At 50.3% G+C, this 15,036-nt stretch carries 13 protein-coding genes; 5 read left to right on the top strand and 8 right to left on the bottom strand.

Annotation, left to right across the window (positions count from 1 at the left end):
• Window positions 1-408 precede the first annotated feature (408 nt).
• Together dps and ACEN2G_RS08995 are read left to right on the top strand one after the other, a co-directional pair.
• Window positions 409-900, top strand: a complete 492-nt coding sequence (gene dps, locus ACEN2G_RS09000; protein WP_442021148.1) for a DNA starvation/stationary phase protection protein Dps — start codon at window positions 409-411, stop codon at window positions 898-900.
• Window positions 901-1,072: 172 nt separating this feature from the next.
• Entirely contained in the window at window positions 1,073-1,960 is an 888-nt protein-coding gene (locus ACEN2G_RS08995; RefSeq protein ID WP_442021147.1) for an MBL fold metallo-hydrolase, read from the top strand.
• Window positions 1,961-2,221: 261 nt separating this feature from the next.
• Here ACEN2G_RS08995 and ACEN2G_RS08990 read toward each other — a convergent pair whose 3' ends face one another.
• From ACEN2G_RS08990 to ACEN2G_RS08975, 4 genes are all read right to left on the bottom strand, one after another.
• Window positions 2,222-4,174, bottom strand: a complete 1,953-nt coding sequence (locus ACEN2G_RS08990) for a methyl-accepting chemotaxis protein (protein WP_442021146.1) — start codon at window positions 4,172-4,174, stop codon at window positions 2,222-2,224.
• Window positions 4,175-4,315: 141 nt separating this feature from the next.
• Window positions 4,316-5,311, bottom strand: coding sequence for a CobW family GTP-binding protein (locus ACEN2G_RS08985; RefSeq protein WP_442021145.1), 996 nt, complete (start codon window positions 5,309-5,311; stop codon window positions 4,316-4,318).
• A gap of 211 nt (window positions 5,312-5,522) precedes the next feature.
• The gene (gene acuI / locus ACEN2G_RS08980) at window positions 5,523-6,497 is read right to left on the bottom strand and encodes an acrylyl-CoA reductase (NADPH) (RefSeq protein ID WP_442021144.1); all 975 of its coding nucleotides are present in this window, start codon (window positions 6,495-6,497) and stop codon (window positions 5,523-5,525) included.
• A gap of 126 nt (window positions 6,498-6,623) precedes the next feature.
• Window positions 6,624-7,478, bottom strand: coding sequence for a carboxylate/amino acid/amine transporter (locus ACEN2G_RS08975; protein ID WP_442021143.1), 855 nt, complete (start codon window positions 7,476-7,478; stop codon window positions 6,624-6,626).
• A gap of 760 nt (window positions 7,479-8,238) precedes the next feature.
• Between ACEN2G_RS08975 and ACEN2G_RS08970 the strand changes: the two genes are divergently transcribed.
• A complete protein-coding gene (locus ACEN2G_RS08970) occupies window positions 8,239-9,162 on the top strand; it encodes a LysR family transcriptional regulator (protein ID WP_442021142.1) in 924 nt (307 codons plus the stop codon).
• 43 nt (window positions 9,163-9,205) lie between these two features.
• On the opposite strand, the gene ACEN2G_RS08965 is transcribed toward ACEN2G_RS08970, so the two are convergent.
• From ACEN2G_RS08965 to ACEN2G_RS08955, 3 genes are all read right to left on the bottom strand, one after another.
• The gene (locus ACEN2G_RS08965; protein WP_442021141.1) at window positions 9,206-9,652 is read right to left on the bottom strand and encodes a universal stress protein; all 447 of its coding nucleotides are present in this window, start codon (window positions 9,650-9,652) and stop codon (window positions 9,206-9,208) included.
• Window positions 9,653-9,887: 235 nt separating this feature from the next.
• Window positions 9,888-10,676: a potassium channel family protein gene (locus ACEN2G_RS08960; RefSeq protein WP_442021140.1), complete on the bottom strand. Its 789-nt coding sequence runs from the start codon at window positions 10,674-10,676 to the stop codon at window positions 9,888-9,890.
• A 117-nt stretch (window positions 10,677-10,793) separates the two neighbouring features.
• The gene (locus ACEN2G_RS08955; RefSeq protein WP_442021139.1) at window positions 10,794-11,996 is read right to left on the bottom strand and encodes a methyltransferase; all 1,203 of its coding nucleotides are present in this window, start codon (window positions 11,994-11,996) and stop codon (window positions 10,794-10,796) included.
• Between the two features lie 132 nt (window positions 11,997-12,128).
• Between ACEN2G_RS08955 and ACEN2G_RS08950 the strand changes: the two genes are divergently transcribed.
• The gene (locus ACEN2G_RS08950; RefSeq protein WP_442021138.1) at window positions 12,129-13,346 is read left to right on the top strand and encodes an NAD(P)/FAD-dependent oxidoreductase; all 1,218 of its coding nucleotides are present in this window, start codon (window positions 12,129-12,131) and stop codon (window positions 13,344-13,346) included.
• A gap of 265 nt (window positions 13,347-13,611) precedes the next feature.
• Here the strand turns inward: ACEN2G_RS08950 and ACEN2G_RS08945 are convergent, their stop codons facing one another.
• On the bottom strand, window positions 13,612-14,499 hold the full coding sequence (locus ACEN2G_RS08945; RefSeq protein WP_442021137.1) for an aldo/keto reductase: 888 nt from the start codon (window positions 14,497-14,499) through the stop codon (window positions 13,612-13,614).
• A 190-nt stretch (window positions 14,500-14,689) separates the two neighbouring features.
• On the opposite strand from ACEN2G_RS08945, the gene ACEN2G_RS08940 reads away from it, so the two are divergent.
• Window positions 14,690-15,022: a hypothetical protein gene (locus ACEN2G_RS08940; protein ID WP_442021136.1), complete on the top strand. Its 333-nt coding sequence runs from the start codon at window positions 14,690-14,692 to the stop codon at window positions 15,020-15,022.
• Window positions 15,023-15,036 lie beyond the last annotated feature (14 nt).

Here is a 15,036-nt window from a genome sequence, read left to right as displayed (position 1 = left end):
CTAAATTTACGCTTGGTTCGGTATTGCATACACTTCCTCACTCTGAAGAAGTGTCTACTTATTCGGGGCCATTCCAGCCTTACGCGGTACGTAAAACACAGGCCCTAGCGGTTTTGCCCTTAACTTACGGCGTATAACGTATAACGTATAACGTATAACGTAAGGCGTACCGCTATGTGTTAATCGGCTGCGACCGAGTCTGACGGGGCGATCACACTATTTTCCTGTCAGGGGTTAACAGGCGTTTTTAAGCTGCTAGTATAAATGTGTGTCAAATCAGTCGTACTCAATTAGCTTTACGCAATTTGCTATATACAACAGACTCAAAAGATTAAAACTCACGATTTACAGTAAAGGTAGAAAAGCTAACTCAAGGTTAATCACCATTATTCGATACGGAGTGTAAAAATGAGAGAACGTTACGCAAGCGGACTAGACGACAAGACTGCCAATAAAATGATCGAACTTCTCAATGCCAATCTGGCTAACGTTATCGATCTGACCTTGGCCGGCAAGCAGTGTCATTGGAACCTACAAGGCGCCGGTTTTATTGGCGTACATCAACTGCTCGATGAAACTACGGTGCGTATTCTCGAGATTTCAGACAACATTGCCGAGCGCGTGGTTATCTTGGGTGGCGAGCCCAATGGTTTGGCGGCACGCGTTGCCAAAGACAGTATTTTGGCTCCTTATCCTACCGGCATTACTTCCGTTGTTGACCATGTTCAAGCCCTAACCGAGCGCTATAAAGTGGTGGCCGAAACCCTGCGTGAGGCTATCAAGCTGGCAGGCAAAGCCGGCGATGAAGATACCGCCGACTTGTTTACCGAAGCCAGTCGCATTATTGATAAAGACGCTTGGTTTATCGGTGCTAACGTGGCCGTGACCAGCAAGAAATAAACTGAAGGGCTGTTGGTCTTAAACCGTCAGTGTTCTGTCAAACAATGCCAAAGCTCATGCTTTGGCATTTTTGTTTGAGCCTTTCGGGCAACGGTAAGCTATCACTCTCTTTTAAATTAGCTTATGCTAATGTTTGATGGGTGACACTGAATGGCAAAGACGCAGAGGGAACATGATGACACACGTAACTAAGATGCTGGCGCCAAAGGTAAAAGCATTCTTAGAAAAAGACAGCGAGACCTTTAGCTATGTGGTGTACGACCAAGCCGGTGGCCACGGGGTAATCATCGACTCGGTATTAAATTTTGATTATGCAGCAGGCCGCACCAGCACTAAGTTGGCCCAGCAGCAGCTGGACTTTGTGCGCGAACAACAGCTCGCTATAGACTGGGTGCTCGAAACGCACGCTCATGCCGATCACCTATCGGCAGCGCCTTTCTTGCGTGACCAGCTTAATGCCAAAATTGGCATAGGCGAGAACATCACTCAGGTGCAAAGCATCTTTCGCGAGGTGTTTGCCTTAGAGTCAGAATTTAACGCCGATGGTCGCCAGTTTGATGGCCTGTTTGCCAACGAGCAATTATTTAACGTGGGTCAGTTACACATTCGTGTGCTGCATAGCCCAGGCCATACGCCGGCAGATTTAGCTTATTTGGTGAACGAGCAGGCGCTGTTTGTCGGTGATACCTTGTTTATGCCAGATTTAGGCACGGCACGCTGTGACTTTCCCGGTGGCAGCAGTCAGCAGCTGTATCAGTCGATTCAGCGTTTGTTAGCCTTGCCGCCAGAGACTGATATTTACGTGTGTCACGATTATCCCAAAGAGGGCCGTGGGCATGAATATCTGACCACAGTCGCTAAGCAAAAAGCGGAGAATATTCATGTGCACGACGGTATAGATGAAGCCAACTTTATGGCCATGCGAGACAAGCGCGATGCTACTCTGAGCATGCCGCGCTTAATATTACCGGCCATTCAAGTGAACATTCGCGCCGGCGAATTGCCGCCTGCAGATGAGCAAGGTAATACCTTTTTGAAAATCCCTATTAATAAGCTTTAATAGCAGCGCCGAGCGCTAAGCGCCCGGCGCCCAGCTAAAAATCACACACCGTCCTCTGCAGCCTTGCCCCGGTATCTCGCACTTATAGTTCTTATAAGGTCTTACCAAAGAAGGGTCTATTTTAAGCGTCTTAATTTTTCTGTGGGTTCAGTGCTTATCGTAGCAAAGAGTCGTGGCGAAGAAGTCTTGAGTCTTTAAAATACGCTTCCCGCTTCCCGCTTCCCGCTTCCCGCTTCCCGCTTCCCGCTTCCCGCTTCCCGCTTATGGCTTATAGCTCCCCGAAGGGGTCAGCATCTCGGTAATGGTGCTGGCCTGGCCGCGAATGCGATCTACCACTTGGCCGGCCCGCTGGGACACCTGGGTAGATTGCAGCTTAAGTTCATCCATCAGCCCCATAAAACGACTCAGCTCGGCGGCTTGGCTATCTGCGTGGCCGGCGCCTTGCTCGGCAACGAGTGTGGTGGCGTGTGAGGTGGTGCGCACTTGCTCGGTTACGGCCATCAAGGCTTGGGCTTGCTGATGTTGAGTTTGCGCCCCTTGCATCATGTTGCTGATGGTGTGATTGAGCTGATTGCTGGCCAAACGTAAGCGCTCCAAAATCGCGCTGATTTCACTTAAAGATCCTTGGGTGTTGCCAGATAATTTACGCACTTCATCGGCGACCACCGCAAAGCCACGGCCATGTGCGCCGGCTCGTGCGGCCTCAATCGCCGCATTCAAAGCCAGTAAGTTAGTTTGCTCGGCAATCTGTTGGATCACGCCAATAATGGCCGCCGCATCATTCACAGAGTGCGTTAATGAGTCTATCGCTTGTTGGCCACTGTGAGCGGCATCTTGGCTTTGTTGGGCGGTGTGCACCAGTTGCTCCACTTTGTCTTTACTCACGCTCATGGCCTTCAGATTATCTCGCGCCGTCATGGCTATCTGATCGCTGGCTTGGCGCATTTGTTGGGCAAGACGATTCAGTTCATCCACCATTTGCACGCTGCCACTCATGGTGTGATCGGTCGTTTGGGTATGTTGCTGAATATCTTGCACCTCTTTTACCATGTGCTCTAAGGCGCCGGACACATGGCGCAGTTGCTCGGCTCTGGCATGTTGCTGGGCTTGCAGTTGGCTGATCAAGCCATTAAAGCTGTCGGCAATTTGACCTAATTCGCTGTTAGGGTGGCTAACGATGAGGGGTGTTAATTGGCCGGTGTGCAGCAAACGGGCAAAGGCGTCACTCAGTTGATGCAGCCGCTGCACCACTAATTGGCGTTGAAAACCATAGCTGAGCAGTGCAAATAACAGCAGTGCCACACACAGGCCAAATAATAATAGGCTCAGCTGGTGATACTGATTAAGACGGGCGCTTTCTTGGGCATCAACCAGCAGATCTAGCTCTTGCTCTATGGCACTCAAGCTGGCGTTCAATGTGGTGGTGGCTTGGGCGTGTAGCGCTAGGTTTTCGCTGGTGTTGTGCAGTTCTTTGGGATAGCGCTTCAGTAGGCTTAGCGCTTCTCGCTTGGGTGCTTCGCCTATTTCTATGGGCTTAGGTTTACGCAGGGCAAACTCGTCAGTTTCAACTGCCTGATACATGCCGATCAAGGGCAGGGCTGCCAGTTTGCTGGCGGCTTGATTGAGTTCATTGAGTTGAAAATCGAGTGCGGCCTTAAGAGGCTCACTTGGATTATTTATGTAGCCTTGCCGCAAATGGATAAGCTTAGGCAGAGCTGCCAGCATGGCCGTGGCGTGGCTTTCATATTGGGCAGCCAATCTCTGGTTAGTGTCGTTATCAGATGAGTCTGCTTGGCTGGCGTAGCGTAGCAGGGCTCTCAGTTGGTCGGCTAATTCTTGTTCTGCGTGTTGCAGTAGCTGCTGGCTATTAGCGGATAATTTGCCCGCCGCCCTAAAGTCTTGATCCAGTTGTTGTGCTAAGAGCGCGACCGCCTGTTGTGCCGCTTGGGCGTTGGGGTATTTTTCTAGCTCAGTGCTAATGGCGTCTACTTGAAGACCGGCCGTAGTCAGTAAACTGTTATCGCCTGTGGTTAAATAACGACTAATGGTGCGATACAAGTCGATATTAGCAATGCGGCTTAACTGCTCTACCTCGGCTCTTAGCTCTTCACCTTGGCGTAATCTGTGATCGGCCAAATATAAGCTGGCGGCAAACATCAGCGCCAGTGCAGTCAGTAATAATGAGGACACCCAAGAGAACACCGACACTTTCATCAGCTAGACCTTAATAAGCGAAGTTGTTGGCTAAGGTAAGTGATAGAAGTGACAGTTTTATGATAAGCACAGCCGTAAGCTGTCAGCCTAAAAACTAACGGCTGTTTTTTTCTGTGACGTACGGCGTAAAGCGCATAGCGGTCAGTCTAAGGTCGCCAGTAGCGTTTTTTGCAGCTGTTGGGCGGGCAAGGGATCGAGGTCAATAAGCTCAAGGCGACCTTCTTTTTGCGGGGCTATGCGATATACGCTGAGCTGGTCATCCACCTTATTAAAGGCCCACCAACCGTCTGCGGTGTTTAGCACGGCTTTTAAGCGCGTGACGTTAAGTGAGCGGCAAAAGTGCTCTACTTTGTGCAAATCAAAACAGACTTCATCGAGAAAGCGCCAGCCCACCGAATAATGATCTTGACCTAGGTTGCTGTAACGCCGCCACGGCTGAGCGCGACTTAAGCGCGGCTCTGGGCTGGCGACCAGCGGGCGAGGGCTGTTACTGGCATGAGCTTGAGGGCTGGCGGCTTTGCGTTCGCTATGGTGGGGCGCTTGCAGCCATGCTGGATCTAGCTGGCCTTGGCTCACGGTAACGCACTGCTGCGGCGCTTGGCCGGCAAACAAACCTTTGCCGATGGCGGCCTCTAAGTTAGCCACAAGCTCTGGCGCGCTGAGGTCGGTTTTGTTAAGCACCAGTACATCTGCCAGCGCTAGCTGATCTTGATAGGTCTCGTGCTCTTGGTAGCGGGTATTCGCCCATTGGCGTGGGTCGACCACGCAGAAGGTAGCACCCAGTTGCAGTACGTTTTGATAATGCTCATTGGTGAGGGTTTTTAAGATCTGACTGGGGTGGCCTAAGCCGCTGGGTTCGATAAACAAGCGATCTGGTTTGGCCTTGTGCAGCAGTGCATTCAGGCCAATTTGAAAGGGCAGGCCAGACACGCAGCATAAGCAGCCACCGGGAACTTCTTTGATAGTGGCGCCTTGTTCGGTCAATAAGGCGCCATCTATGCCCACTTCACCAAACTCGTTTACTAAAATTGCCCAACGCTCATGCTCAGGTTTGTTGGCTAATAAATGACGCAGCAGTGTGGTTTTTCCGGTGCCGAGGAAGCCCATGACGAGGTGGGTGGTAACAGCAGTGCTCATTATGATGTCCGCTAATGTCCGCAATAATTTTGTTATCTTATAACGGTTGACTTGAGTTTGTTATACAAACTTAAGCCAAGCGATAAGCCATCAGCTGTCAGTAAGCCGTGCAGGCTGCCAGCGTATGGGCAATCTGCACGACGGTTGTTTGCTTTGTCTTTGACTGATGGTTAAAAGCCGATGGCTGAAAGCTTACCGCTGATAGCTGTAGTTAAGGCTGTATCAGCGCTCGCCCCTTGAGTTTGCCGTTTAGTAGATCGTGCGCGGCAGTAATACTTTGCTCTAGAGTGTAAACCGTTGACTGCTCTTCAAAGTCCTGCGGTAGGCTGATCTGTAGTCGCTGCCATGCGTTAATACGCTGCTCTTTCGAGATATATACCGAATCGATACCCAGCAGTTGCACGCCGCGTAAAATAAACGGCATAACGGTGGTATTTAACGCCACGCCACCTGCCAAGCCGCAGGCGGCAACGGCGCCGTGCATTTTGGTTTGGCTCAAAATTCTGGCCAGAGTGCGACCGCCTACCGCATCTATGGCACCGGCCCAGCGCTGAGATTCTAATGCGGCAGGCTCTTTATCAAACTCGGCGCGCTCGATAACCTCGCTGGCACCCAGCTCTTTCAGCCAGTCGCTGTGCTGTCGGCGGCCAGTTTCGGCATGTACTTCAAAGCCGGCTTTGGCCAGCAGCCGTACGGCGACAGATCCCACGCCACCGGTGGCGCCGGTGACCAGAATAGGGCCTTGGCCGGGTTTAATGCCAGCATGCTCCAGTGCCATCAGAGATAGCATGGCAGTTAAGCCGGCGGTGCCGATGGCCATGGCACGTTTGGCGCTCATGGTGCCGGGCAGTGGCACCAGCCATTCCCCTTTCACGCAGGCTTTTTCTGCCATGCCGCCCCAATGTTGCTCGCCCACGCCCCAGCCGGTGAGAATAACTTCATCGCCAATGCTGTGGTCTGGATGATCCGAGGTCAACACTGTGCCGGCAAAATCGATACCGGGCACCATGGGCCATTGGCGAACGATTTTCCCTTTGCCGGTAATGGCCAAAGCATCTTTATAGTTGAGGCTGGAATAGTCGACCCTTACCAGTACGTCGCCTTGGGTGAGCTGATTTTCGTTAAGACGCTGTACGCGAGCAAGTGTGTCTTTACCGGATTGTTCTAACAGCAGTGCATTAAACATGATCTTCTCCTAGTAATACTTCTTATCGAACAGTGTAGGGCGCAGCAGCACTATTTCCATGCTGCAGTGCACAAGGTTGTGATTTTGTAAGTTTGATAAGCTCAGACCGTGATCTGGATCTTAGGTTTAATACCGCCTGAGTTTAAGTAAACCTTGATTGAGTGTTAATGAAGCTAGCAAGATGGCGCCGCCTAAACTTAAGCGCAGTAAATCGGCTTCTTGGCTCCAGAGCAGCAAGTTGACCAACAAACCTGCGGGCACTAAGGCGTTGTTCATGATCGCCAGTGCGCCAGCATTGACTAAAGTCGCGCCTTTATTCCACAAAAAATATCCCAAACCCGAGGCGCCCAAGCCTAGCCACAGCAAGATACCCCATTGCAGGTTAGTGCTGGGATAAAGTGTGCTACCTAACAGCCACCAAGCGGGCAACGCTACGCTTAAGGCTCCCAGATAGAAGTAGCCAAAAAGTTTGTGTTGCGGTGCAGCAGGTTGATAGCGCTCCAACAGTACCTTGTAGCCCACCTGCCCGAGTGCAAAGCACAGATTCGCTCCTTGTACTACCGCAAAACCCAGCCAGTAATCCTTGCTTAACGCATCGAAGCGGATCACCAGCGCGCCTAATACGGCGAGTGCAGCGGTAAGTAAGTAGCCGGGATTAAAGCGCTTGTGTAGCAGGTCGTAAATGAGGGTGACATAGATAGGCGTGAGCACGGTGAAAATCAGCACTTCTGGTACGCTGAGTAGCAAAAAAGACTGGTAGTAAAACAAATACATCACCCCCAGCTGCAGTGCGCCGCAGCCCATAATGCCTAATGCCAAGCGAGGCGGCTGGCGCCAAGATAAAAACGGTAAAAATAGCAAAGTGGCTAAGAACACGCGGCTAACGACCGAGAAATAGCTGTCTACGTGACCGGCCAGATAAACGCCAATTAAGCTAAACGAGAAGGCCCACAATAGGGTAACGGCAACGAGATAAGGCATAAATTAGCCGGAAGTTGATAAAGATAGGCGCGATAATAGCAAAGAAACAGCGGTAAGCGGTCAGCTGTCAGTTAAAGGACAACGACAAAACCCACAAGATAAAATATAAAGGCATTTTTGCCACAGAATCCACGAAATCCACGGAAAAATAGAGATAAGAGCGAAAAGTGATTTTATGGTTAAGGCCAAAACTTCGACGCTGGGCGGCTATCAGCGTTAAGCCGCCAGTATTCGGCTAAAAAATATCGAACCCTGATCTTAGATCTTACAAATCTAAAGCTCTTGTCATTTACCGATTTTGACCTCTTCCGTGCGTTCCGTGTTCTTCCGTGGCAAAAAAATTTTTAGTCTTTATCTGGTGCTAGTTAAAAAAAGGCATAAAAAAAGCCGATGCAATGCATCGGCCAGGGAACCATGAAAGGTGTGTCATAAAAGGTATGACGTCCCTAAATAAGGTGGTTAATACCACACGCAGAACGGTAGGGCTTAAGCCCAAATAGGTTGTCAGCGTGATTACTTACGCCGTCAGACAGTCATTATTCTGTTGTTATTACGCTTATCGAATTACCTCGAATAATTCGCTAACCGCAATAGACAGGCAGTACCCCCCATGATGCCACCGTGCCCAGAACCTTGGTCGTCTGACGGGCGTATGAATTACTTCATCACACCGACGATAAACTTGTTTCTGGGGCGCATTCTATGGTCAGATAGCCCATGTAAAAAATGAATTATCATCATAAAGCTATGGTCAATATCGATGGATAACCTATATCAACGGCTAGATCTCAATTTATTGCGGGTATTTGATGTGCTGATGCACAGCCGTAATGTGACGCGTGCCGCCGAACAGCTCAACTTATCTCAGTCTACGGTTAGCCATGCGCTGGGCCGCTTGCGCCAAGCCCTAGACGATCCCTTGTTTGTGATGACGCGCAAAGAAATGCGTCCCACCCAAAGAGCACTGGCGTTGGCGGCACCGGTGCGCCAATCCTTGATGTTGCTGGAACAAGGTATTCGCCAATCCGCCAGCTTTGATCCGGCAGTGTCGGCGCGCACCTTTCGTATTGCCGTGCCTTCATCTATTGAACACGGCGCCGTTCCTTTGTTGGTGGAGTTATTAAATCAGCGCGCGCCTGCGTGTCGTTTGGCGGTGACAGAGTTAGTACATTCAGATTATGAAGATAACCTATCTCGCGGCGGTATGGATTTTGTGGTGGCTTTTGCCAGTGGTGAACATTTATCAAGCCGACTAAAAATTGAACCTTGGTTTGATAATGCCATGGTGTGTTTGTCGGCGCAGGGCAGTGATTTACCCGCGCGATTAAGCGCCGAGCAGCTGGTGAGCTGGAGCCACGTGTCTACGTCTACCTGGGGTCATAATCAGACCTTAGTAGAAAACTGGCTGAAGAAAAAAGGCTTAGAGCGGCCGATTGCGGTGTGGGTACCAAGCTTTGAAGCGCTACCTAAGCTGTTGGCGACGGGGCGCTATTTGGCTATGGTGCCGGAATTAATCGCCCGGGATTTTTGCCATTTTTATCCGCTGCAACAGCATCAATTAAGCGAGCCACTGCTCAGCACCTATGTACTGGCTCAGCATCCGTTAACTGAATTTGATCCGGCATTGATTTGGTTTAGGCAGTTATTAACAGAAGTAGGCGACAGCTTGCGGCCATCGCCTTAAGTGCGGTTGATAGTACTATCGATAGTACGATTAATAGTGCGGGTTATTTTTTATTCTTCGGCAGGGGCACCACCAACAGATCACAAGGCACTGTGTTCATCAGCTGGCGAGCAGAAGAAGTGAGCAGGCTCCAAAAACTCTGCTCATGGCCGCAAATCAGCAGATCTATGCCGTGCACGTCTACGGCTTCGTTGACTTTGAGAGCCAGATCGCCGCAAATCACTAGCTTTTTCTCTATCGGATAATCGATAGCACCTATATATTCCTCAAGCCGCTGCTTGGCGTCTGCCACCACTTGGTCTTGAATATTGTCGATGTCGATATCGATCATCTCGGTATAGAGGTCTTTCAAGTCCACGTCGACGTGGATAACCGACAGCCGGGCGTTATTGGCGCGCGCCCGATCCACGGCTTTGGCGATGACCTTACGGTTGCTTTCGGTCATGTCGACCGCTGCCAGTATGTGCTTATACTTATAGGGTTCTGTCATGGCTGTTCTCCTTTTTCATAACTCTATCAATCCGTTAGTAGATAAAACGTGAGTTACTTAAAATTTCACACCTTGGAATTTCACACCTTTGGCAGCATAGGCTAAACATTGGCTCTAGCACAAGGGCGAGCGGCTAGTCCAATAGTCTTATCGTGAAGAGTGAGGCGTAAGGTGTGAGGAGCCAAATACGCCGCATCCGCTTTGCTTTGCGCCTAACGCTTCATCCCTTACCCCCTTACCCTTCACGTTTGTTAAGCATTTCCGTTAATGCGCCTATTTCCACTCTTAATTGAGAGACTTCTTGCTGCAAGCTGTAAAGATGCTCTTTTACTTGTTGATGCTGTTGAGTGTCGTTGGCGTGTTGCTGGCGATCCGACTCTTCGGCCCTAGGCGTTAATAAGCTGGATGCGACCAGACCCGAGATACCGGCAAAAATAGAAACGCCGGTTAAAATTACCAACGCCGAAATCACTCGCCCCGCTGTGGTGACCGGATAATAATCCCCGTAGCCCACGGTAGAAATGGTCACCAAGGCCCACCAGATGGCATCCTCTGCGGTTTCGATATTAGAGCCAGGATTGCCTGCTTCAGTCATCAAGATAGCAATGGCACTGCCGCCAAGTACCACCAGCAAAATCAATAACATAGATGCTAGCATAGTGCTGCCGCTATTTTTTAATAAATAGCGGATCACCTGATTGGCCACCCGCAGCATGCGCAGCACCCGTAACACTTGGAAAATTCGGCCATAACGGAAGATATCGATGGCCGGAATAGAAGCGATAAAATCAATCCAGTGGATCGCTAAAAATTGTTTCTTGTTGCGGGAGCTAAATAAACCGTAAAAGAAGTGACTCAGTAACACCACGCAAATGCCGGTATCTAGCGTTAGCAGCAGCTCTTTTTCATCGACATCAAAGGGGCCAAACTGATGCAGAACTATAAGCACTACCGAAATGATGGACAGCACCATCATTACTATATCAAAGGCGCTGGGGGGCAATATGCGTACGTTTTTATCCACGGGCAATCCTGTATTTTGCATCACGAGTTTGCTAATGATAATTAAATCCAGATAAGACTATTACGTGCGTCTCTTGTGCGTGACGACCATAAAGCGCGATTGCATCTGGGGTGACTACTAGGCCGGTAAGTTGGCTTGTAAGAGATAACGGCGCGGCGTATGCGTCAAGTCGGTAAACAGGCCAAGTTTCACTTGATAGCCTTGTTCTTCCAAAAATAAGGCCTTATCTAACAGCAGCCATAATTCCAGTAAATAGCGATAACGGTGGCGTACAAACTCGATGCGTTTTACCAATAGCCGTCGCTTGGAGGCCAAGGTTAACCAATGCTCTTCGTCTATTACAGCTGGCATAGGTAGATTTTTTTGGTTACAGGCCCAAGCCGCGAAGTCGCTAAAAGTAGCGCTGAGTAAGCGCTTAGGAAAACTAGGCAAAGGCAGATAACGGGTGTTGCCAGTGAGACTTTGTTGCAGCTCATCGAAGGCCAAGCGCCAAGTGAGCTCAAGCTGGCGCAAGCGGCGTACTCGCTCGCCACCGGTGATTTGTTGCTGCAAGGGCAGGCGTAAGCTGTGGCGGTCCAAGTTTAAATTTTGCGCTTTGCCTCGCTGGGATAGCGGCTGGTAATACTCACCGGCAATCAGGTGATAGCAGCAGGGCGATAGCGCTACCTGCCGGGTGCCGGCGGCGGCAGCGTGGTTAAGAAAGCGCAAGTGCAATTCGCCGCAGGCATGCAAGGCCACCGCCACTTGTTGGGGCTTAAATAACACAGCCGCCTCTTGGCTTAGTGCATCGGCGCACACGAACTTATGGGGCAATTGCAATTGGTGGGCTAGCTCTTCGCCCTGAGAGCACAGCTCGGCTGCCCATTCTAGGCTAGTTACCTGAGATGCCCCTTGCTGGGCAAGTAGTCTGCCTAAATGCCCTTTACCGGCACACCATTCTAAAATCGGTACTGCCTTGGTAAGCGAAGAGGCGCCGATATTGGCGGCAAAATCTTTGATTTGTGCCCATTTTCGACCGCCTATGCCATTACTCCAACGCGGCGTGGCGTAATCGGTTGCCCGCGTAAGCTCGGGCAATTGCAGCCGCTGGGCGTTTAATAGCTGGGGTCGCCATTGGCTTAGCCAAGCGAGTGCGGCTTGGTCGTTTTCATCAAGCCTGTCCAGCCTATCTTCATCCAGTGCCTGCAAGGCCGAGGCTAATTCAGGCCAAGGCAGCTCAGTACAGCTGAAGGGTGTCTGTTGCCAATCGTGGCGAGAGAGCCGTAGCAGTTGGCTCAGTTGGAGAAAGGTATCGGCATGGGGTGAGGTATAGTTACTCATGGGCGGATTATAACCTTGTGAGAAAGTGGGGCATAGTTTGTCGGTATAGCTTGTAGCTATAAGACGTCGGCATAGCCGCCGCGCCGTGTGGGCGCTAGAATAGCGCCTTTGCCAAAGTGTGCGTGGAAAAATATGAAAAGCTGGGATGTGATAGTACTGGGAGCCGGTGCTGCCGGATTAATGTGTGCTGCCGAGGCGGCTAAGCGCGGGCGCCGTGTCTTGCTGCTGGATCATGCCAAGCGCATTGGCGGCAAAATTTTAATGTCCGGCGGCGGGCGCTGTAACTTTACCAATTACCATATCGAACCCAAGGCTTATCTTTGCCAAAATCCGCACTTCGTTAAATCTGCGTTAGCCCGCTACACCCAGTGGGATTTTATAGGCATGGTGGAAAAGCATGGCATTCCCTATCACGAGAAAACGCTTGGTCAGCTATTTTGCGATGAAACGGCGCAAGATATCATAGATATGTTGCTAAAAGAGTGTAAAGACGCCGGTGTGACCATTAGCTCACGCGCCCAAGTGAGTGCGGTTACGCGTTTGGCGGCGGGCGAAGGCAAGGACGCAGATCAGGGCGAAGGCTTTAGCGTGGCGACCGTCAGCGACACATATACTTGTCAGTCATTAGTGGTGGCTACCGGCGGCTTATCTATGCCTAAAATTGGCGCCACGCCTTTTGGTTATCAGCTAGCCGAGCAATTTGGTTTAAAAGTCTTGCCTACCCGTGCCGGCTTAGTGCCTTTTACTTTACAGCCAGAAGATAAAACCACCCTTGAGCCGTTAGCCGGTGTGTCATTACCGGTAGTGGCGACCAGTGCCGATGGCACTCACTTTAGCGAAAACCTGCTGTTTACGCACCGAGGTCTATCGGGCCCTGCGGTATTGCAAATATCTTCTTACTGGCAAGCTGGCGAGCCCGTGTTGTTTGAGCTGTTGCCGAAAGGTTCACTGGCACAAGGCATCAAGGATCATCCGAATCAAGAGCTGAAAACTTGGCTGGGGCATCAGTTACCTAAACGGCTGGTAGAGGCTTTATTCTTGAGAGAAGAATGGGCGCAAGCCAAGATCATCAGCAAGCCGCTAAAGCAATATGTGCCCAAAGACATTGCCGTCATCGAAGCCTTGCTAAGTAGCTGGGCTATTAAGCCCGGTGGCACCGAAGGCTATCGCACCGCCGAAGTGACCTTAGGCGGCGTAGATACCGATGAGCTGTCGTCTAAGACAATGATGGCCAAAAAAGTGCCTAATTTGTATTTTATCGGCGAAGTTGTCGACGTAACAGGTTGGTTAGGCGGCTATAACTTTCAATGGGCCTGGAGTGCGGGTTGGTGCGCGGGGCAAGCGGTTTAACTTTTTAACGCTATGTTTGTCACACATCTCTGTTACACCTTTCTGTTACAGATAAGCACGGAAGCACACGGAAATAGCGATAACCCATCATAGCCATAAGGTGTTGCCCATAAAGTTTTGCATTTAGTGCTAACTTTAATTTTTCCGTGGGCTCCGTGTTCTTCTACTGCAAAAAATCATCTCGAAAGGTCAACAGATCCTAAAAAGTGGGTGTCTTGCTCGGTGTTTGCCATCTCACTCTTTACCCTTCACTCCTCACTAGCTCTTAAACAATATCCAATGAAGTCTTGCGATTCGGTGCTGGAAAGGCATTATCTAAGCGAGCCAATACCTCATTACTCAATTGAATATTAAGGGCTTCGGCATTTTGTTGCACATGCTGGGGCTGTACGGCTTTGGGGATGGCAATTAAATCACGCTGGCCGTCGATCGGGCGTATCGCCCAAGCCAATAATAATTGCGGTACGCTGATATTCAGCTCTTTGGCCACGGCTTGCAGCTCGCTATTAGATAATAAATCGCGGCGTAAACTGCCACCTTGGGCCAGTGGGCAATAACCCATAGTCGGTATCTGCTGCTGACGCTGCCAAGGGCGCAACGAGTGCTCAATGCCGCGCGAGCCTAAGTGATACAGCACTTGGTTAACGGCTGTACTTTGGCCGGTCAAGGAACCACTTAAAGCATGCCACTCCTGAGCTTCGCTTAAGTCAAAGTTAGAAATGCCAAAGCGCTTGATCTTGCCATCAATCCGCAGTTGTTCAAATGCTTCAAGAGTTTCTTCAAGTGGGATGCTGCCCGGCCAATGCAACAAATATAAGTCGAGATAGTCGGTGTTCAAGCGTTGTAAACTGGCTTCGCAGGCGGCAATGGCGCTGCGCTTGCCCGCATTCCACGGATATACCTTAGACACTAAAAACGCCTGTTCGCGGCGACCTTTAAGTGCTTGCCCGACCACTTCTTCGGCACCGCCATCGCCATACATTTCTGCGGTATCAATGAGTGTTAAGCCTAAATCTAAACCCTGTTGCAGGGCACGCACTTCGTCTTGGCGCGGGACTAGGCCTTCACCCATATACCAAGTGCCTTGGCCGATGGCGGGTAGCGCAATAGCAGGCTGGTGAGTGGTGGCTTTTAGGGTAACGGTTGTGTCCATTATGACCTCTTGGCTGATGTGGCTGAGAATAGCGTGGGCATGCTTTAAGTGATTTTATACTGTGCTTTTTATTAATGCTGAGCCAATATGTTGACTGAGCATGCAGGCCAATGCAACGGCCTAACAGGTAAGTATGGGTCTAATCGTTAACGATTTATCTTATGATATTAAAAGCACTGCAGGAGCGGATATGAATACTGACGATAAAGATGTCACCACAGATCTGACACAGGTGCGTCGTCGACTGCGGCTGGAAAATTTAAACCAGTTACAAATTGAACTGCTGGCTAAAGAGTTTAATGAAGAAGTGGGCGTAACCAAGGTGGTGGTGAGTAAGCATTGGCTCGATATCGAGTACGATGTCAGCATCTTAACGCTAGAACGCGTGATAGCGCTGCTTGAAGCCTATGGCGGTGAGTTGTCAGCCGATTGGTGGACTAGCCTTAAGACCAGCTGGTATCAAAAACGTGAGCAAAAACTGCGAGCCCAAGCGGAAGAAGAGAAGCCAGCCGTCAAGCCGTAAGCCAAAGGTGAAAG

The organism is Oceanisphaera sp. W20_SRM_FM3, from assembly GCF_052119705.1.
Lineage (GTDB): Bacteria > Pseudomonadota > Gammaproteobacteria > Enterobacterales > Aeromonadaceae > Oceanimonas.
Note: the sequence above shows the minus strand (reverse complement) of the source record. Positions and strands in the feature narration are given on the sequence as shown.